Origin of the sequence: Pseudomonas graminis (assembly GCF_004364335.1) — a bacterium.
Lineage (GTDB): Bacteria > Pseudomonadota > Gammaproteobacteria > Pseudomonadales > Pseudomonadaceae > Aquipseudomonas > Aquipseudomonas graminis_D.
The window spans coordinates 185704-204784 of sequence record NZ_SOCR01000003.1 but is presented as its reverse complement, the minus strand read 5'-3'; the positions used below and the strand labels follow the sequence as shown (position 1 = coordinate 204784).

17 protein-coding genes are annotated in these 19081 nt (G+C 60.3%); 4 read left to right on the top strand and 13 right to left on the bottom strand.

Going from position 1 to position 19081, the window contains the following annotated elements; all coding sequences use genetic code 11:
* Positions 1–160: 160 nt before the first annotated feature.
* Genes EC919_RS05945 through zwf form a run of 3 tightly spaced genes read right to left on the bottom strand, consistent with a single transcriptional unit; the run spans position 161 to position 3028 of the window.
* Positions 161–835, bottom strand: a complete 675-nt coding sequence (locus EC919_RS05945; protein ID WP_133772133.1) for a bifunctional 4-hydroxy-2-oxoglutarate aldolase/2-dehydro-3-deoxy-phosphogluconate aldolase — start codon at positions 833–835, stop codon at positions 161–163.
* Between the two features lie 17 nt (positions 836–852).
* Positions 853–1572 (bottom strand): 6-phosphogluconolactonase, encoded by a 720-nt coding sequence (pgl, locus tag EC919_RS05940; RefSeq protein WP_133772132.1) that lies wholly within the window; start codon positions 1570–1572, stop codon positions 853–855.
* Positions 1559–3028 (bottom strand): glucose-6-phosphate dehydrogenase, encoded by a 1470-nt coding sequence (gene zwf, locus EC919_RS05935; RefSeq protein WP_133772131.1) that lies wholly within the window; start codon positions 3026–3028, stop codon positions 1559–1561. Before zwf ends, pgl begins: the two co-directional genes overlap by 14 nt.
* Positions 3029–3259: 231 nt before the next feature.
* Between zwf and EC919_RS05930 the strand changes: the two genes are divergently transcribed.
* Positions 3260–4129, top strand: coding sequence for a MurR/RpiR family transcriptional regulator (locus EC919_RS05930; protein WP_065992054.1), 870 nt, complete (start codon positions 3260–3262; stop codon positions 4127–4129).
* A 145-nt stretch (positions 4130–4274) separates the two neighbouring features.
* Here the strand turns inward: EC919_RS05930 and EC919_RS05925 are convergent, their stop codons facing one another.
* The 10 genes from EC919_RS05925 to edd form a co-directional block, all read right to left on the bottom strand.
* Positions 4275–5150 carry a D-hexose-6-phosphate mutarotase gene (locus EC919_RS05925; RefSeq protein WP_133772130.1) on the bottom strand — a complete coding sequence of 292 codons (876 nt, stop codon included), beginning with the start codon at positions 5148–5150 and terminating at the stop codon, positions 4275–4277.
* Positions 5151–5319: 169 nt separating this feature from the next.
* A complete protein-coding gene (locus EC919_RS05920; RefSeq protein WP_133772129.1) occupies positions 5320–6675 on the bottom strand; it encodes a carbohydrate porin in 1356 nt (451 codons plus the stop codon).
* 137 nt (positions 6676–6812) lie between these two features.
* The gene (locus EC919_RS05915; RefSeq protein ID WP_133772128.1) at positions 6813–7973 is read right to left on the bottom strand and encodes an ABC transporter ATP-binding protein; all 1161 of its coding nucleotides are present in this window, start codon (positions 7971–7973) and stop codon (positions 6813–6815) included.
* A 2-nt stretch (positions 7974–7975) separates the two neighbouring features.
* Positions 7976–8821, bottom strand: a complete 846-nt coding sequence (locus EC919_RS05910; RefSeq protein WP_133772127.1) for a carbohydrate ABC transporter permease — start codon at positions 8819–8821, stop codon at positions 7976–7978.
* A complete protein-coding gene (locus EC919_RS05905; protein WP_037014845.1) occupies positions 8814–9722 on the bottom strand; it encodes a carbohydrate ABC transporter permease in 909 nt (302 codons plus the stop codon). Before EC919_RS05905 ends, EC919_RS05910 begins: the two co-directional genes overlap by 8 nt.
* 165 nt (positions 9723–9887) lie before the next feature.
* On the bottom strand, positions 9888–11174 hold the full coding sequence (locus tag EC919_RS05900; protein ID WP_065992042.1) for an ABC transporter substrate-binding protein: 1287 nt from the start codon (positions 11172–11174) through the stop codon (positions 9888–9890).
* 251 nt (positions 11175–11425) lie between these two features.
* Positions 11426–12886, bottom strand: coding sequence for an ATP-binding protein (locus tag EC919_RS05895; RefSeq protein WP_133772590.1), 1461 nt, complete (start codon positions 12884–12886; stop codon positions 11426–11428).
* 6 nt (positions 12887–12892) lie between these two features.
* A complete protein-coding gene (locus EC919_RS05890; protein WP_037014852.1) occupies positions 12893–13630 on the bottom strand; it encodes a response regulator in 738 nt (245 codons plus the stop codon).
* Positions 13631–13837: 207 nt separating this feature from the next.
* Positions 13838–14791, bottom strand: coding sequence for a glucokinase (locus EC919_RS05885; RefSeq protein WP_432213798.1), 954 nt, complete (start codon positions 14789–14791; stop codon positions 13838–13840).
* Positions 14792–14799: 8 nt separating this feature from the next.
* The gene (gene edd / locus EC919_RS05880) at positions 14800–16626 is read right to left on the bottom strand and encodes a phosphogluconate dehydratase (RefSeq protein WP_133772125.1); all 1827 of its coding nucleotides are present in this window, start codon (positions 16624–16626) and stop codon (positions 14800–14802) included.
* A gap of 235 nt (positions 16627–16861) precedes the next feature.
* Here edd and gap point away from each other — a divergent pair, with 235 nt between their 5' ends.
* The 3 genes from gap to EC919_RS05865 all read left to right on the top strand — a co-directional run bounded on the left by gap (position 16862) and on the right by EC919_RS05865 (position 18925).
* Positions 16862–17863 (top strand): type I glyceraldehyde-3-phosphate dehydrogenase, encoded by a 1002-nt coding sequence (gene gap / locus EC919_RS05875; RefSeq protein ID WP_133772124.1) that lies wholly within the window; start codon positions 16862–16864, stop codon positions 17861–17863.
* Between the two features lie 220 nt (positions 17864–18083).
* A complete protein-coding gene (locus EC919_RS05870; RefSeq protein ID WP_133772122.1) occupies positions 18084–18599 on the top strand; it encodes an RNA polymerase sigma factor in 516 nt (171 codons plus the stop codon).
* 80 nt (positions 18600–18679) lie between these two features.
* Positions 18680–18925, top strand: coding sequence for a DUF4880 domain-containing protein (locus tag EC919_RS05865; RefSeq protein WP_243842208.1), 246 nt, complete (start codon positions 18680–18682; stop codon positions 18923–18925).
* The last annotated feature ends 156 nt before the right edge of the window (positions 18926–19081 follow it).

Below are 19081 nucleotides of genomic sequence, written 5' to 3'. Positions count from 1 at the left end.
AACGGCGCTCCCGACCAAGGAACACCGTTAAAAAGCCATGCAACAACGACTTCTGCAGCAACGCCCCGAAGGGCGCTATAAACGGATCATGCTCAACAGTAAAACAGCCTCCACTTGAACGAAGGCTGTCGAAGCGTGCGCCTGACCGGCAACTCCAGACTCAGTCGAACAACGCGATGGCTTCGGCAGTGGCATCGGTGATCCGCTGCCAGTCGCCGTTCTTCACCCACGCGTTATCGATCATCCAGGTGCCGCCGACGCACATCACGTTGGGCAGTGCCATGTAACTTTTCAGGTTGGCCGCACTGACGCCGCCGGTAGGGCAGAAGCGCACTTCCGGGAATGGACCGCCCAGCGCCTTGATCGCACCAACGCCGCCACTGATTTCCGCCGGGAACAGCTTGAAGCGACGATAACCCAGCGCGTAACCGATCATGATTTCCGAAGCGCTGCTGATGCCTGGCAGCAGCGGCAATTCGCTGAGTGCGGCGGCTTCCAGCAGATCCTGGGTGCTGCCGGGGGTGACGATGAATTGTGAACCCGCCTCCTCGGCCGCTTTGAGCATGTGGCGGTCGAGAATGGTGCCGGCACCAACGCTCAGCTCGGGACGCGCATCCCGCAGCATGCGAATGGCCTTGAGGCCGAACTCCGAGCGCAGGGTGATTTCCAGCGCATTCAGGCCGCCAGCGGCCAATGCATCGGCCAGCGGCAGGACATCCTGTTCGCGGGCGATGGTAATGACCGGCAGAATCTTCGCTTTCGCGCAGAGTGCGTCGATCTGGGCAATCTTGCTCGCCATGCTATTCAACGGCTGTTTCACGTGGGTATTTTCCATGGCGGCTGATCCTTTGCTTATGGGCACCAGTAGATCTCTAGAGACGAGTTGAGGAACGCGCGCACCGGCATTTCGGCGAGGTCATCGCCTGCCAGTGCCGCGCGCAATGTGTCGAGTTTGGCCTGACCGGAAACGGACAGGATGGTGGTCGCTGCCGACGCCAGTACCGGACGCGTCAGGGTCAGACGCTGATGCGGGACGGTCGGTGCAAGCATGGGCAGGCAACGACGCTCACTGTTGAGGTCCAGCGCTTCCTTCAGGTGCGGGCTGTTGGGAAACAGCGACGCGGTGTGGCCGTCGTCGCCCATGCCCAGAATCAGCACGTCGATCTTCGGCAGCTCCCTGAGCGCCTCGTCAGTGGCAGCCGCGGCTTCATCCACTGTGGTCGTGGCACGGTAAAGACTAAAAAGCTCTGCCTCGGCTGCCGGTCCCTGAAACAGGAAACGCTTGAGCAGGCCTTCGTTGCTGTCAGCGTGCTCGATCGGCACCCAGCGCTCGTCAGCCAGGCTCACGCAGACTTTCGACCACTCGAGTGGCTTCTGCGCCAGCGCCTTGAAAAACGCCACCGGGCTTTTGCCGCCCGACACCACCAAGGTGGCCGTGCCGTGAGGATTACTGGAAATCGCCGCCGTCAGACGCTCGGCCACGTGGTCGGCCAGCGCGTTCGCCAGCACGTCAGGGTTAACGAATTCGTTGGCCTTCAAGCCCGCCGGAAATTCAAGTTCACATATCGCCATACCAGGACCTCCCGTCACGCGTAATCAAAGCAATGGAGCTCATCGGCCCCCAGGAACCAGCGGGGTAAGGCTTGGGCGCATCGCCCGCCTTTTTCCAGCCTGCGATCAACTGGTCGCACCATTGCCAGGCGTATTCAATTTCGTCTTTGCGGACAAACAGGTTCTGATTGCCACGCATGACCTCCAGCAACAACCGCTCGTAGGCGTCCGGCACACGGGCGCTGCGGTAGGCATCGGAGAAGCTCAGTTGCAAAGGGTTGCTGCGCAGCTGCATGCCTTTGTCCAGGCCCTGATCCTTGGTCATCACTTGCAGCGAGATGCCTTCGTCAGGCTGCAGGCGGATGATCAGGCGGTTGCTGATCTGCAAGCGCTGCTCCGGCGCAAAGATGTAATGCGGCGGCTCTTTGAAATGGATAACGATCTGCGACAGCTTCTGCGGCATGCGCTTGCCGGTACGCAGATAGAACGGCACGCCCGACCAACGCCAGTTGCGTATGTCGGCACGAATGGCGACGAACGTTTCCGTATCGCTCTGGGTGTTGGAGTTTTCTTCCTCCAGATAACCCGGCACCGGCTTGCCGTCGCTATAACCGGCGATGTACTGACCGCGCACCACTTGGGTGGCCAGACGCTCCGGCGTGAACGGCGCCAGTGCCTTGAGCACCTTCACCTTCTCGTCACGGATGCTGTCGGCGGACAGGTCGCTGGGCGGGTCCATCGCGATCAGGCACAGCAGCTGCAACAGGTGGTTCTGAATCATGTCGCGCAGCTGGCCCGCCTGGTCGAAATAACCCCAGCGCCCTTCGATGCCGACCTTCTCCGCCACGGTGATTTCCACGTGGGAGATATGGTTCTGGTTCCACTGGGTCTCGAACAGGCTGTTGGCAAAACGCAGGGCGATGAGATTCTGCACCGTGTCCTTGCCCAGGTAGTGATCGATCCGGTAGATGCGGGTTTCAGGCAGGAACCTGGCAACGGCATCGTTAACCCGGCGCGACGACGCGAGGTCGTGGCCGATGGGTTTTTCCAGCACCGCGCGGGTGCGGTCGGTGAGGCCGACCAGCGCGAGGTTCTCGCAAATGGCGCCGTAGACCGACGCCGGGGTCGCGAAGTAGGCAATCATGGTCGGCGCGTCGCCCACGGCCTCGGCGAGCGCGACGTAGTCCTCGCCCTTGAGGAAGTCCACATGCAGGTAACTCAGGCGGGCCTGAAAACGCTCCACGTGCTCGGTCTTAAGCTGCGCCTCGGGGACGAAGCGGCGCAGGCTCTTGTCGATGTAAGCCAGGTGCTCTTCAGGAGTTCCGGGCTCACGAGCCAACGCAATAATTCGGGTCTCGGCATGCAGCAGTCCAGCTCGATCAAGCTGGTACAACGCAGGAAACAGTTTGCGTACCGCCAGGTCACCCAAGGCGCCAAACAACGCAAAAGTGCACGGTTCAACCGTAATCGAGAGCATAATGTTGGTTCTTTTATCAAGTTAAGCTACAAATACCTTTTTTAAAGGCGTTACTCAAGGCCGAATGTAGTAATAACCACAACATTCCCACCAGAACCACATTAGAGTGGTGATCACCACAGGCCCTCAGTACGATAGGCCACCTTTGCGACAGGCTAAAGGCCCAAATTCCCACTCTGCAAATAAAGGCCTATTCACCGGCCCGTCGCCGTTTCATCAGAAGGACAAACAATGGACCGCGTACGCAATCTTCTGGAGCAGATCCAGAGTCGTCTGGAAGAGCTGAACAAGGCCGAGCGCAAGGTCGCCGAGGCGATTCTGAGCAATCCACAGCAGGCCACCCGGTTCAGCATCGCTGCGCTCGCGCAGGCGGCGAAGGTCAGTGAGCCAACGGTCAACCGCTTCTGCCGTTCATTCGATGTCAGCGGTTATCCGGAGCTGAAACTGCAGTTGGCCCAGAGCCTGGCCAGCGGCGCCGCTTACGTCAGCCGCGCAGTGGAAGCCGATGACAACCCGGAAGCCTACACGCGCAAGATTTTCGGCAGCGCCATCGCATCCCTCGACAGCGTGTGCCAGGTGCTCGACCCTAACCTGATCAGCAAAGCGGTCGACTTGTTGATTCAGGCGCGGCAGATCCACTTTTTCGGCCTTGGCGCTTCGGCGCCGGTGGCGCTGGACGCGCAGCATAAATTCTTCCGTTTCAATCTCGCCGTCACGGCCCATGCCGACGTGCTGGTGCAGCGCATGCTGGCCTCGGTGGCTCACACCGGCGAGCTGTTCGTGATCATTTCCTACACCGGACGCACCCGCGAACTGGTGGAAGTGGCGCGCATCGCTCGGGAGAACGGCGCGTCGGTGCTGGGCCTGACGGCAGCCGATTCGCCGCTGGCAAAGGCCAGCACGCTGAGCCTGAACATCCCGCTGCCGGAGGACACCGACATTTATATGCCCATGACGTCGCGGATCGTCCAGCTGACGGTGCTGGATGTGCTGGCGACCGGCATGACCCTGCGTCGGGGCGTCGATTTCCAGCCGCACTTGCGCAAGATCAAGGAAAGCCTGAACGCGAGCCGGTACCCGGCGGACGATGAGTTGAATTAAGGGCACCTTTATTTGTAGGAGCGGGCTTGCCCGCGGTGAGACAGTCCGGACCGATACATCTCTGTAGCGGGAACAATTTTTCGCGGGCAAGCGCGCTTCTACAGGGGTTGCGCCAGTCGACTGACCGCATTCGTCGCTATGTCGCTCAATGCACCAACGTCGCCTGCAGGCTTAAACTGGCGTGCTGCCCCGGCGCCAGGCTCAGGCAGTCATCAACACCTGACGCGGCCTCGACCCGCAAAAAACCCATGGCTTCATCGCCACCTACACCGAGCAGCGGTCGGCTGCCTGGGTGCCAGACCACGGTGCTGTCGCTGTCGCCCGTGTCGATGCTCAACCGGCGCTGCCAGGCGTCATCCTGCAACTCAAGCATGCCGGCGTGCTCGAAGACCCGCTGACAACTGCCGTGTACGCGCAACTCGCCCTTCTGCTCGCAGGCGCTGCGGCTGAGTTCGTCATAACCGTGGGCACCGTCGAGCCCCTGCAACGCAACATCCGCCACATCGCTGATGCGCCAATAGGCGTGCAAGCCATGGCCGAAGTGGCAAGGCTCGCTGTCGTCATGACGCGTCTCCAGGCGCAGGTCCATCGCCTGCCCCAGCTCAGCGTAGAGATCGGCCTGCCAGTCCCACAATTTGAGTTGCCAGCGCAAGGTCACGCCCGCCTCGTGCTCGTGGCTTTCGACCAGTTTCCAGTCGAGCAGCCGGCCCCAGCCGTTGGCCGGCCAGCCGCTCTCCCCCGGATGACGCCCGACCCAGGGCCAACTGACCGGCACGCCGCCGCGGATCGCGCCAACCAGAGGCCAGTGCGCGGCACACCACAGCCAGGGTTTCTGCCCGGCAGGTTCGAAATGCAGCAGTTGAGCGCCCTGCCGACTGAAGACGGCCTGGCACTGCGCATGATTGATCACCAGCACATCACGCTGTTGGTAGCGTTCCCACTGAAAGGTCGGTTGCGGTCGCACCGAGGTGAAGAAACGCTGAAGAGGATGCTCGGCTGAGCCGGGGTCCCTGAAGGGCATCGTTGTAGCACTCCAGATAGCGGTCACACGTCACGCGAGAAAAAATGCTCCGAAGGCGGAGCCATTGCGGCGGAATAAACAGCGCGAAAAAAAACGGGCAGCCAGGCTGCCCGTAAAGCACACACGACCCTTGATCGTTTGTGGAGCGCGGAGGAGCGTCCGCTTTAACTTAAAACTTCGACTGAATCTTGATACCGGCAACCAGTGCGTTCTGAACGTCGTCCACACCGCCCGGGCTCTTCACGTACTGCAGGTTGGGACGCACGGTCAGCCAATCGGTTACGTGCACGCCGTAGTAGATTTCCGAGTTGTATTCGGTCTTCTGGATCGGCAGGTAGCCCGGGTTGTCGTAGTCCTCGATACCGTTGACGGCGTTGACCAGGCGACGGTTGTCCTGGGCATCATCGTTTACGTGGATACGCGCGATGCCGATACCGATGTCATCCTTCGGACGTGCATCGAACGGGCCTTTGTAGACGAAGCCGACCTGCTGGTAGTTGTCGACGAAGTTGGTGGCTTTGTCATGCACGGTCGCGTTGGCGAAAATACTCAGACCACGGGATGCGTCGCCGTTGTGAGCCGTCAGCTGTTGCTGAGCCACAACCCACCAGCCGTGCTTGTCTTTGTGGGACTTGAAGTTACCGCCGGCAGTAGCCTGAGGCTGACCGTTTTCGTTCTCGTAGAGATCGTCGGCACTCGGGTTACTCACGTAGTAGCCCAGACGGTATTCGCCTGGCAGCGAGTTCACGTTCGGCGACCACACCACTTCAACCGGTACGACGGTGCCTTTGGCGCCGCTGCCACTGAGTTTGAAGCTGTTGCCGGTTTCCAGGTACGACGGGTTCTGCTCGTAGACACCGATCTGGGCGAACAACTCAGGCGTGATGTTGTACTTCACGCGTGCAGCCCACTGGCTGACAGGCCAGTTGTACCAGGTGTTGACGTAGTTACCGACCTGCGAGCCGCAGAACGAAAGGTTCTGGAAGTCGCAAGGGAAGCTGTTGAAGTCTTCGCCTTCACCGAAACGGCCGACCTTGATGTCCAGCTTGCCGTCGAAGTACTTCTGCTTGACCCACATCTGGGTCAGACGCCAGGTCTGGCCACGGCCCCATACTTCCTGGGAGGAGCTGAGTGTGCCGGCACGCGGATCGCCGATCCGGTCGTTGGAAATGTTCCTGCCGCTACGCTCGGTGATCGCAAGCTTGAACTCTGCGTCGTGCCAGCCGAGGATTTTTTGCAGGTCCATCTGTACGCCGAACGCAAACTGGTCGCTGTAGCGGGCAGTCGTGTCGTCGTTATAACCACCGTTGAGGTTGCTGGCGGCTTCGCCCACGTACTCGATCGGGAAGTCGTAACCCTTGTCGTACAGCTCTTGACGCAGACCACCCCAGTCACCGGTCATGTGCTCGCTGGCTTTGAAAGGCTCCATTGCAGACGCCGTTCCGGAAATCGTCAACGCGCTCAGGACAGACAACCCACCGATCAGCTGAAACTGGTTAAGCGACTTGTTACGTACCTTTTTCATCCCTTGGATCCTCGTTTTATTGTTATTAGCTTTTGAACAGCGTTGTAACCACGTACATCGTGTGCATGACAGGTTTGGTACGGCAGACATCCACCCGTCACAGGTGCTCGTTTGTGCAGTGCTCCTGCACGTCGGGGTCAGTTGCGGTTGAGCCGCGTGACATTTCCCATGTTCTCCACCGGCTGGCTCGGTGCCAAGACGCCAAGGCGCTCGCCGGTTTTGGCGTCGAACAGCAGAACCTTCGCCGGATCGAACTGCAGCGTCAAGGTCTCGCCCACAGCGGGTGCAATATCCGGCGCCAGACGGCAGCAGACCTTGCTCTCGTTGAGGGTCACGAAGACCAGCGTATCCGGACCGGTCGGCTCCGTCACCTGGACTTCGGCGCGAAGGGTCGGCAGACCGGCAGTATCACCGGACGCTAGCACGATCTGCTCGGGACGCAGGCCCAAAATCACCTCACGGTCCTCAAGACCCGCATCGTTCATGCTCATCGGCAGCTCGCAGCGGGCCTGACCGCTGTCGAGCAATGCGACGAGGCGACCGTCCTTGCGTTGCAGGCGCAGCGGGATGAAGTTCATCGGCGGCGAACCGATGAAGCTCGCCACGAACAGGTTGGCCGGATCGTTGTAGATCTGCTTCGGCGTACCGAACTGCTGAATGATACCGTCTTTCATGACCGCCACTTTGTCGCCCAGGGTCATCGCTTCGATCTGGTCGTGGGTCACGTAAACCGTGGTGGTCTTGAGGCGCTGATGCATCAGCTTCATTTCGGTACGCATCTCGACGCGCAATTTCGCGTCGAGGTTGGAGAGAGGTTCGTCGAACAGGTAAATCTTCGGACGACGGGCCAGCGCACGGCCCATGGCCACACGCTGTTGCTGACCGCCGGATAACTGCCCCGGCTTGCGGTTGAGCAGGTGCTCGATCTGCAGCAGCTTGGCGACACGCGCCACTTCAGCGTCGATGTCGGCCTGATTCATCTTGCGAATCTTCAGCCCGAATTCGATGTTCTCGCGCACGCTCATGGTCGGGTACAGCGCGTAGGACTGGAACACCATCGCGATGTCGCGATCCTTCGGGCTCATGCCGCTGACGTCCTGATCACCGATCATGATCGCGCCGCCGGTAATGTTTTCCAGGCCGGCGATGCAGTTCATCAGGGTCGACTTACCGCAGCCCGAAGGGCCGACCAGAATCAGGAACTCGCCTTCTTTGATGGAGAGTTCGATGTTCTTCAGGGTGTCCGGCAGGCCGGCCCCGTAAGTCTTGTTTACATTGCGTAGTTCAAGCGTTGCCATGATTACCCCTTGACTGCGCCGGCCGTCAGCCCGCGCACGAAATACTTGCCTGCGACCACGTAGACCAGCAGGGTCGGCAGCCCGGCGATCATCGCCGCCGCCATATCAACGTTGTATTCCTTGACGCCCGTACTGGTGTTGACCAGGTTGTTCAGCGCGACCGTGATCGGCTGCGAATCACCACTGGAGAACACCACGCCGAACAGGAAGTCGTTCCAGATCTGGGTGAACTGCCAGATCAGGCAGACCATGATGATCGGCGTCGACATCGGCAGAATGATCCGACGGAAGATGGTGAAGAAGCCGGCACCGTCAAGACGTGCCGCTTTCACCAGTGCGTCCGGAATACTGACGTAGTAGTTGCGGAAAAACAGCGTGGTGAACGCCAGACCGTAAACGACGTGGACGAACACGAGACCTGTGGTGGTGCTGGCCAGGCCCATTTTGCCGAGGGTGAAAGACGCCGGCAGCAGGACGGTCTGGAAGGGCAGGAAGCAACCGAACAGCAGCAGACCGAAGAACAACTGCGAACCGCGGAAGCGCCACATCGACAGCACGTAGCCATTCAGCGCGCCAATGGTGGTAGAGATCAGCACCGCGGGAACGGTGATCAGGAACGAGTTCCAGAAGTAACCCTTCACCGTCGCCCAGGCTTTGATCCAGCCGATGGCCGTCACTTCGGTCGGCCAGCTGAGCAGGTTGCCACTGCCGATGTCTTCCGGCGATTTGAAGCTGGTCAACAGCATGACCACCAGCGGCACCAGGTAAATAAACACCGCAACGATCAGCACCGCATAGATGGCGACGCGGCTCAGGCTGAGGGCGGGCTTGTTGGCGAGACTAGTCATTGCGCTTGGCCCTCAGCTCGGAATACAGATAAGGCACGAGGATGGCGAGAATCGCGCCGAGCATCAGAATCGCGCTGGCGGAACCCATGCCCATCTGGCCACGGCTGAAGGTGAACGAGTACATGAACATCGCCGGCAAGTCAGACGAATAGCCCGGGCCACCGGCCGTCATGGCAGCGACCAGGTCGAAGCTCTTGATGGCGATGTGCGCCAGAATCATCACCGCGCTGAAGAACACCGGACGCAGGCTTGGCAGCACGACCTTCCAGTAGATTTTCGGCATGCTCGCGCCGTCGATCTGCGCGGCACGGATGATCGACTGATCCACGCCACGAAGGCCGGCCAGGAACATCGCCATGATGAAGCCCGACGCCTGCCATACCGCAGCGATCACCAGGCAATAGACAACGCGGTCCGGATCGATCAGCCAGTCCAGGCGAAAGCCTTCCCAGCCCCAGTCCCGCAGCAGTTTGTCCAGGCCCATGCCCGGGTTCAGCAGCCACTTCCAGGCCGTGCCGGTGACGATCATCGAGAGCGCCATCGGGTACAGATAAATGGTGCGGATAAACCCTTCGCGGCGGATGCGCTGGTCCAGGAAGACCGCCAGCAGCACGCCAACCACCATGCTGATGCCGATGAACATGCCGCCGAACACCGCGAGGTTTTTGCTGGCTACCCACCAGCGGTCGTTGTCAAACAAGCGCGCGTATTGCGCCAGACCCACGAATTTGTAGGTCGGCAGGAAAGTGGAGTTGGTGAACGACAGAACGAACGTCCACAGGATGTAACCGTAGAAGCCCACCAGTACGATGAACATGCTGGGCGCCAGCACCAGTTTAGGTAGCCAGCGCTGCAGTGCATCGAACGGCGAGGCTTTGCTGAACACAGCAACAGAACTCATGGTGAAATCCAGTACAGGAAAAGAAATTTGCGAACGCGGTAACTATGTAGGAGCGCGCTTGCCCGCGAAGGCTTAGCGTCAGTCAGCCCATCATTGACAGACAGACAGCTTCGCGGGGAAGGTGGATCGCCACCCCGGCGCTCCTACAGACCTGCCGGCTACGCGCTATTTAGCAGACTTGATCGCAGCACCCAGCTTCTTCGCCGCGTCGGCCGGATCGGCTTTCGGGTCGTTGATGAAGTTGGTCACGACGTCAAAGAAAGCGCCCTGCACGGCCAGTGTGGTGGCCATGTTGTGCGCCATGCTTGGCTGCAGGCCGCCGGTTTTGGCGTCAGCCAGGAAGTCCTTGGCAGCGGTCTGGGCGCACGAGTCGAAACCGTACTTGCCCATGTCAGCCAGCATGTCGTTGCGAACCGGGATCGAGCCTTTGTTGATGCTGAAGACTTTCTGGAAGTTTTCACCCAGCACGACCTTGGCGATGTCTTGCTGACCGGCAGCAGTGCCCGCGTCCTTCTGCTTGAACACAGCCAGGGAGTCGATGTTATAGGTGAACGCCTTGTCGGTGCCCGGGAACGCTACGCACTCGTAGTCTTTGCCCGCGACTTTCTTGGCGGCAGTCCATTCACTCTTGGCCCAGTCACCCATGATCTGCATGCCGGCCTTGCCGTTGATAACTTTGGCCGCTTCCAGGTTCCAGTCCTGGCCTTTGCCGTCGGCATCCATGTAGGTGGCGACTTTCTTCAGCTCGGTCAGCGATTTGACCATTTCAGGGCCGGTCAGCGCAGCGTTGTCGAGGTCGACCAGTGCCTTCTTGTAACCATCAGCGCCCATGACAGAGAGAACGACGGCTTCAAAAACGGTGCTGTCCTGCCAAGGCTGGCCACCGTGGGCCAGAGGGATGAAGCCTGCCGCTTTGAGCTTGTCGCCCGCTGCGTAGAATTCTTCGAGGGTGGTGGGGGCTTTTTCGATACCGGCTTTCTTGAAGACTTCCGGGTTGATCCACAGCCAGTTGACGCGGTGAATGTTCACCGGCACGGCCACGTAGTCACCATCGTACTTCACGGTGTCGGAGACTTTCTTGTCCAGCAGGCTGTCCCACTTCTCTTCTTTGGAGACGGTTTTCAGCACGTCGGTATCAAGCAGGCCGGTGGAGGCCCATTCCTGAATGTCCGGGCCTTTGATCTGGGCAACACCAGGCGGGTTGCCAGCAACGGCGCGGCTCTTGAGCACGGTCATTGCGGTTGCACCGCCGCCGCCTGCAACAGCGCCGTCTTTCCAGGTGAAGCCGTCTTTTTCAACTTGCGCGCGGAGCACATCGACAGCGGCTTTTTCGCCACCGGACGTCCACCAGTGCACAACTTCGACGGTGCCCTTGGCATCAGCCGCCATGGCGCTCAGAGGGAACAACGAGGCGAGGGAAATAAGTGCAGCGAGACGGGAAATCGAATTCATATCTGACCTTTCTTGTTGTTATGCATGAGCAAGTCGTGGCGCTTGCGCTGCGTGGATTCTAACCAAGGGGTTAGAGCGGACGGTAACGAAGGGATGCGCGAATGTCACAAGGCTGTGACATTCAGATAGCCACTCGCTCGACTGTAGGAGCGCGCTTGCCCGCGAAAAATTGTTCTCGCAACAAAAGATGCGCTGGATTGACTGCCGCCATCGCGGGCAAGCGCGCTCCTACAGGGAGTAGCGGCAGCGGATTACTCCACGCCACGGGGCAGATACAACGTCACCCGCAACCCGCCCTCGCGCATGTTTTGCAACGTCACTTCGCCGCCATGGCTATGGGCAATGTTGCGCGCAATCCCGAGCCCCAGTCCGTAGCCCTGCTGGTGTTTGCCGGCCAGCCGGAAATGCGGCTCGAAGACTTGTTCCATTCGCTGCTCCGGCACGCCCGGACCCTCGTCTTCGACGTGCAGGATGAACGCGTCGGCGTCGTCCTCCACAAGCAGGTGCGCACGGTCGCCGTATTTGATCGCGTTATCGATCAGGTTGCCCATGCACCGGCGCAGCGCCAGGGGCTTGCCGTAGTACATCGACATCGCCTTGCCCTGCAACGTGACACGGCCCGCACCGTCGGGGGAGAGATAGGGTTCGATCAGACAATCCAGCGCGTGATTGAGGTCGACCGGCTCGATGTTCTCGTGAATATCGGTGTCCTTCACGCACTGCAATGCACCTTTGACCAGCAGCTCCAGCTCGTCCAGATCGCGGGTGAATTTGGCCTGCATCTGTTCGTCTTCAAGCAGTTCGACGCGCAGGCGCAGGCGGGTGATCGGGGTGCGCAGGTCGTGGGAAATCGCACTGAACAGCTGGCCGCGCTCGGTCAGGTAACGGCTGATGCGATCACGCATGGTGTTGAACGCGCGCGTCACTTCGACCACCTCACTGCCACCGCCCTCCACCACCGGCTCGACGTCGGCCCCCAACGACAGATCCCGCGCGGCATGGGCCAGACGCTTGAGCGGGCCGCTCTGCCAGTGCACCAACAGGCCGATGAAGACCAGCAGAAAAATACTGGTCAGAGCGATGAACCAGACCTGCTGCGAGGGCAGACCTTCCGCCTCGAGCATGGTGTAAGGCTCAGGCAGCAGCGAGGCGATGTACAGCCACTCGCCGGGCGACAGCTCGATCTGCGTGACCAGCACGGGCGGGTTCACCGGTTCGAGGGTCAGGGCGTAATGGGCCCATGAGCGTGGAAGTTCGTCGAGCCTCAAGCCGCTATTGAAGATGCGCAGGTCTTCGGGGCGCACAAAGCGCACGAGGATATCCGGGTCGGCGCCGAGATTCTGCCGCAGCACCTGACCCACCACATCAATGACTGCGGTCTTGCGCACGGTGGGTTCAAGCACCTGCATTTCCAGCGGACGATCGTTGAGCGAGACGAAGAAACGCGTGCCGCCCATGCTGCGCAACTGATCGAGCACCAGCGGCCGAAACGCGACAGGCAGCGAGCGAAAGTAACTCACGCTCGCGGCCATGGAAAAACCCAGACTGCGGGCGCTGGTCACCAGCCCTTCCATCTGCGTGGCGCGCAGTTGAGAGAGCCAGATCAAGCTGGACAGGGTTTGCGCCAGCAATACGGCGAGCAAGGTCAGCATCAACATGCGCCCGAGCAGCGAGCGCGGCACCGGCAAGCGGCGTTTCCTGTCGGCCACCATCAAGGGCTAGTAACCGTTGCCGGCTTGGGGCAGCACATTGGCTGCCAGCAGATAACCGCTGCCTCGCACGGTACGGATCAATCGCGGCGCCTTGCCGGTGTCACGCAAGCGTTGACGCAGGCGGCTCACCGCCATGTCGACGATGCGCTCCAGCGGCATCAGCTCACGGCCACGGGTGGCGTTGCCGATGGTGTCGCGGTCGAGAATCTGTTGGGGGTTGTCGAGGAACAGTTTGAGCAGCGCGAAATCGGCGCCGGACAAAATCACTTCTTCGCCGTCGTTGTGAAACAGCCGGTGACTGACCATGTCCAGCCGCCATTCATCGAACACCAGCACTTCACCGCCGCTGCGTTCCTGGCCGAACTGGGCGCGACGCAGCAGAGCCTTGATCCGGGCCTGAAGTTCGCGGGGGCTGAAGGGTTTGGCCATGTAGTCATCGGCGCCGAGTTCCAGACCGATGACCCGATCGGCCTCGTCGGAGCTGGCGGTCAGCATGATGATGGGAATATGCGGCTGACGCGGATGCTGCCTGACCCAGCGACACAGGCTGAAGCCGTCTTCATCGGGAAGCATGACGTCGAGGATCAGCAGGTCGCTGGCCTCTTCGTTGAATGCCTGACGAAACTCGGCCCCATCGCCGACCGTGCGCACCTGAAAACCGGAACGGCTCAGGTAGGCTTGCAGCAACTCCCGAATCTCCTGGTCATCGTCGACCACCAGAATCGATTTACTGACAGCGTTCACATGGTCGTCCTTGTGAGCAATGGATTGTTGTTATGGGCACAAATAACACATCAGCCTGACGATCGGGATCGGCAGCAAACCGGCTGCCCCGAAATCCATCGCAGGCATATCCCCTGCAGGAGCACGCTTGCCCGCGATGACGGCAGCCAATCCCACACGTCCTGGTCGCCAGCGCAATTTTTCGCGGGCAAGCGCGCTCCTACATGTCTAGCCCTGCGCGAGCAGGGACTGATCCAGCGCCACGCCTGCGCCCATCAGGCCAGGGTATTCAGCCGTGACCAGCCAGACCGGCACGTCATTGAAATAATCCTTCATCAATCCCTTCTCGGCGAACGCCTTGTTGAAGCCGCTCTGCATGAAGAAATCAACGAAGCGCGGGATCACGCCCCCGGCAATATACACGCCGCCGCGTCCGCCGACAGTCAGTACGTTATTGCCCGCCACACGACCGAGGAACACGCAGAACTGCTCCAGCACCGCGCTGGCGACCGGGTCGCCCTTGAGCGCCGCCGAGGTAATGGCCGCAGGGGATTTGAGTTCAGGCTCGATCTCGTCCAGTCCACAGCTCACTTGATACAGCAGCAGGAGCCCGGCGCCACTCAGAATCGTCTCGGCGCTGACGTGCTCGTGGGTGGCCATCAAACGCATCCACAGCAGGGCTTCGCGAGGCGTACCGATCGGCAGATCAACGTGACCGCCCTCGCCCGGCACGGCGGACCAGCGGGCTTCGCCGGTGCGGATCAACGTGCCGACGCCCAATCCTGTGCCAGGCCCGATCACCACCCGCGCGCCGCGAGGATCGCCCTTGCCATGACGCACGGTCAGGTACTCGTCGTCCTTCAGGCGGGTCATGCCCAGCGCCATGGCGGTGAAGTCGTTGACCAGGATCAGGTGGTCAATCTTCAGTTCGGCACAGAACGCCTGCCGGTTGATCTTCCAGTGGCTGTTGGTGAATTGGAAATCGTCGCCGGTCACCGGCCCGGCCACTGCCAGGCAAATGGAGGTGACATCACCACGCTGCAGTTCCAGGTCCTGCAGATAGACCGTCAGGGCCTTTTCAGGACTGGCGTAATCGACCGTCGCGAACACGCGGATCGAATGCAACTGATCGTCTTCCCAAATGGCAAACCGCGCATTTGTGCCGCCGATATCACCCACCATCGCCAATGTCACTTGAGCGTCTCCAGATTCGAAGTAAAGGCGCTGGCGCCCTTCTCTGCCGAGCTGAAGGCCATGCGCATGAAGCCGAACAATTCGCGCCCGCTGCCCACGTTATGGGACAGGCGACCGATTGCCGGCTCTCTGGCGGCCAATTCTGCCGGTTCGATCAGAACTTGCAACGTTCCTTTCACGCCATCGACACGAATGAGATCCCCATCACGCACCAAGGCGAGCGGCCCGCCGTCGGAGGCTTCCGGGCACACGTGAATTGCCGCCGGGATTTTCCCGGACGCGCCGGACATACGCCCGTCCGTAATAAGCGCCACTTTGAAGCCACGATCCTGAAGCACGCCCAGAAACGGCGTCATCTTGTGCAGCTCAGGCATGCCGTTGGAGCGCGGCCCCTGGAAGCGCATGACCGCCACAAAATCGCACTCCAGTTCGCCAGCCTTGAAAGCGTCGGCGAGGTCTTGCTGGTCCTCGAATACTTTGGCGGGGGCTTCGACGATCTGGTGCTCCAACGCAACGGCGGAGACTTTCATCACGCCACGGCCCAGGTTGCCTTCCATGACCCGCAGGCCGCCCTCGGCCGAGAACGGACGCGCGATGGGGCGCAGGACATTTTCGTCGAGGCTTTCCACCGGGCCATCGCGCCACACCAGCGTGCCTTCTTCCAGGAACGGCTCTTGGATGTAGCGACGGAGGCCACGACCCATGACCGTGTTGACGTCTTCGTGCATCAGGCCCGCGTCGAGCAGCTCACGGATCAGGAAGGACATGCCGCCGGCAGCCTGGAAGTGGTTGATGTCGGCTTTGCCGTTCGGGTAAACGTGGGACAGGGTCGGCACAACTTCCGACAGATCGGCCATGTCCTGCCAGGTCAGCTGAATGCCCGCGCACTGGGCAATCGCCGGCATGTGCAGCGTGTGGTTGGTGGAACCGCCCGTCGCGTGCAGGGCAACAATCGAGTTGACCAGCGAACGTTCGTCCACAATCTCTCCGAGTGGGATGAAGTCGCCGCTTTGTTTGGTCAGGCGGGTGACCTGGAACGCCGCCTCGCGTGTCAGGGCATCGCGCAGCGGTGTGTAGGGATTGACGAAAGAGGCGCCCGGAAGATGCAGACCCATGACTTCCATGATCAGCTGGTTGGTGTTCGCCGTGCCGTAGAACGTGCAGGTACCCGGGCCGTGGTAGGACTTCATCTCCGAATCCAGCAGCTCTTCGCGAGTGGCCTTGCCTTCGGCGTAGCGCTGACGCACGTCGGCTTTCTCTTTGTTGGAGATGCCCGACACCATCGGGCCGCCTGGCACAAAAATCGTCGGCAGATGACCGAAGCGCAGCGAGCCCATCAGCAAGCCCGGAACGATCTTGTCGCAGATGCCCAGCATCAGCGCGCCGTCGAACATGTTGTGGGACAACGCCACCGCCGTTGCCATCGCAATGACTTCCCGGCTGGCGATACTCAGCTCCATGCCCGGCTCGCCCTGGGTGACGCCATCGCACATCGCCGGAACACCGCCGGCAAACTGCCCCACGGAGCCGATTTCACGCAGCGCTTTTTTGATCTGTTCGGGGAAGTGTTCGTACGGCTGATGCGCCGAGAGCATGTCGTTGTAGGAGGAGACAATGGCGATGTTGGCCGCATTCATCATGCGCAGGCTGTTCTTGTCTTCGGGACCACATGCCGCGACGCCGTGGGCGAAGTTGGCACACTGCAGCTTGCCGCGCATCGGCCCGTCGCTCGCCGCACCCCGGATCAATTGCAGGTAGCGTTGACGGGTTTCACGGCTGCGAGCAATCAGCCGTTCGGTTACCTCAAGGACGCGGGGATGCATGTCATGGACTCCAGGCTAGCGGATGGGGTCACCCGTTCAGGCGCTTTCACCAGGCTGCGATCAAATCCGGTGCTCAGACAAGAGCGGCGGCAAACACTTGATTTTCAGACAGTTGTGACGGCCAGACGGGTTTCTATTTGTAGATAAAACAAAATACTGCCACTAAAAGGGGTTGTTTTCTATTTTTATGAGAATAATCTTGTAATTCCAACAACAAATTCTTGAGGACGGGTGTATGACTCTCCGCATCGCAATCAATGGCTTTGGCCGAATCGGCCGCAACGTCCTACGCGCACTTTATACCCAAGGCTACCGTCAGGACCTGCAAGTCGTCGCCATCAATGACCTGGGCGACAGCGAGATCAACGCCCACCTGCTGAAATTCGACACGGTGCACGGGCCGTTCGACGGCACCGTCGAACACGATCAGGAAAGCCTGATCGTCAATGGTGACCGAATTGCAGTCAGCGCGATTCGCAACCCGGCCGAGCTGCCGTGGAAATCCCTGAACATCGACGTGGTGTTCGAATGCACCGGTCTGTTCACGGATCGCACCAAGGCTGCCGCGCACATCACCGCCGGCGCCAAGAAAGTGATTATTTCAGCACCGGCCAAAGGCGCCGATGCGACGATCGTCTACGGCGTCAACCATGACGTGCTGCGCCAGTCCCATCAGGTCATCTCCAACGCTTCGTGCACCACCAACTGCCTTGCGCCGGTCGCCCAAGTGCTGAACCGTGAGCTGGGTATCGAGAGCGGTCTGATGACCACCATCCACGCCTACACCAACGACCAGAATCTGATCGACGTCTACCACACCGACCCGTACCGGGCTCGTTCGGCGACTCAGTCGATGATCCCGAGCAAGACGGGCGCTGCCGAAGCGGTCGGTCTGGTGCTGCCGGAACTGGCGGGCAAGCTGACCGGCATGGCCGTGCGTGTACCGGTGATCAACGTGTCGCTGGTCGACCTGACCATTCAGCTCAAGCGCGATGCGACCGCCGAAGAGGTCAACGCGATCATGAAAGAAGCGGCGCAGCATTCGAAAATCCTCGGTTACAACACCCTGCCGCTGGTTTCCCACGACTTCAATCACAACCCGCTGTCGTCGATCTTCGACGCGAACCACACCAAAGTCAGCGGTCGCCTGCTGAAGGTGCTGGCGTGGTACGACAACGAATGGGGCTTCTCCAACCGCATGCTGGATAACTGCCTGGCGTTGATGAACGCCGAGTAAGTAACGGAATCACCCTGTGCAGGAGCGAGTTTGCTCGCGAAGACAGACGTCAAGCCGCTGGACAGTCAGTGGATTTACCAGGCTCTTCGCGATCAACTCCCTCCCTCAGTAATGACTACCGTCCCCGGACAACGCCCTTACAATCTGTGCAAATCCCTGCCTTGACCTGAACTCCAGATGATAAGCATTATCATCTGCTGAATTCTGGTCGGGTGTCCCCGTGACTCAGTCGCACTTCAATACGGTCTTTCTCGCCCGGCGAACCATGCTGTTGCGCACGCTTCAGCGCATGGTGCGCAGCCACACCACGGCCGAAGACCTGCTTCAGGAAACTTACCTGCGCGTGACCAGCGCGCTCACCGAGCGAGCCGTCGAGCACCTCGAGCCCTTCGTCTTCCAGACCGCGCGCAATCTGGCCCTGGATCATCTGCGTGCCAGACGCACCCACGCGCGCACCATCATTGACCATGCGCCGATCAGCGATATCCATAATGTCGTCGCCCCCGACTCCGCGCTGGAGGATGCCGCCCACGCCAACCGTCTGCTGGAAAGCCTGAGCGCAAGCCTGGAAACCCTCTCGCCACGGCAGCAGAAAATCTTTACCCTCAGTCGGCTCCACGGCGCGAGTTATCTGGAAATCGCCGACAAGTTGGGGGTGTCCACCAGCACCGTACAAAAAGAACTGAAGCTGGTCATGGCGCTTTGCATGGGTGTGGCAGCGCGGCTGGATCACTGAGCTCCATCCGTAAGAATCGTCAACTGGTGCTTCAGAGTGACGTTACACTGCCGCCCAAACCGTGGACCTGAGGACGCTGCTTGACGGACGCCCAATCCCCCCGCCGCGCTCAAGCCGATGCGCCGCGCGCTGCCGAGACGATGGACCAGGCCCTGACCTGGCTGATCGAACTGGAGATCGCCGATGCGGCAACCCATGCGCGTTTTCTTGAGTGGCTCGAGGCCGATCCTTCCCACCGCGAAGCCTTCGCCAGCGCCGAAGCCGTGTGGCACTCGCAAGCGCTATTCGATGCAGCTGCGGTGCTGGCTGCGCAGAAAAAAACCTAGCGCCGGACAATGTGCTGGCGAAACCGGGGCGCCATCGCGGCAAACCGGATGATGTGGAACTGACCGAAATTATTTTTACGCGATAGCTGCGTCCCGTACGTCTAGTCATAGCCAATGCAACTGATTCCTATTTGAATCATCTCGCAACAACTATGA

Bases quoted from the DNA above. Each gene is read 5' to 3' on its own strand.
- EC919_RS05945 (WP_133772133.1), bottom strand. From the start codon at position 835: ATGGAAAATACCCACGTGAAACAGCCGTTGAATAGCATGGCGAGCAAG.
- pgl (WP_133772132.1), bottom strand. From the start codon at position 1,572: ATGGCGATATGTGAACTTGAATTTCCGGCGGGCTTGAAGGCCAACGAA.
- zwf (WP_133772131.1), bottom strand. From the start codon at position 3,028: ATGCTCTCGATTACGGTTGAACCGTGCACTTTTGCGTTGTTTGGCGCC.
- EC919_RS05930 (WP_065992054.1), top strand. From the start codon at position 3,260: ATGGACCGCGTACGCAATCTTCTGGAGCAGATCCAGAGTCGTCTGGAA.
- EC919_RS05925 (WP_133772130.1), bottom strand. From the start codon at position 5,150: ATGCCCTTCAGGGACCCCGGCTCAGCCGAGCATCCTCTTCAGCGTTTC.
- EC919_RS05920 (WP_133772129.1), bottom strand. From the start codon at position 6,675: ATGAAAAAGGTACGTAACAAGTCGCTTAACCAGTTTCAGCTGATCGGT.
- EC919_RS05915 (WP_133772128.1), bottom strand. From the start codon at position 7,973: ATGGCAACGCTTGAACTACGCAATGTAAACAAGACTTACGGGGCCGGC.
- EC919_RS05910 (WP_133772127.1), bottom strand. From the start codon at position 8,821: ATGACTAGTCTCGCCAACAAGCCCGCCCTCAGCCTGAGCCGCGTCGCC.
- EC919_RS05905 (WP_037014845.1), bottom strand. From the start codon at position 9,722: ATGAGTTCTGTTGCTGTGTTCAGCAAAGCCTCGCCGTTCGATGCACTG.
- EC919_RS05900 (WP_065992042.1), bottom strand. From the start codon at position 11,174: ATGAATTCGATTTCCCGTCTCGCTGCACTTATTTCCCTCGCCTCGTTG.
- EC919_RS05895 (WP_133772590.1), bottom strand. From the start codon at position 12,886: ATGGTGGCCGACAGGAAACGCCGCTTGCCGGTGCCGCGCTCGCTGCTC.
- EC919_RS05885 (WP_432213798.1), bottom strand. From the start codon at position 14,791: ATGGTGGGTGATATCGGCGGCACAAATGCGCGGTTTGCCATTTGGGAA.
- edd (WP_133772125.1), bottom strand. From the start codon at position 16,626: ATGCATCCCCGCGTCCTTGAGGTAACCGAACGGCTGATTGCTCGCAGC.
- gap (WP_133772124.1), top strand. From the start codon at position 16,862: ATGACTCTCCGCATCGCAATCAATGGCTTTGGCCGAATCGGCCGCAAC.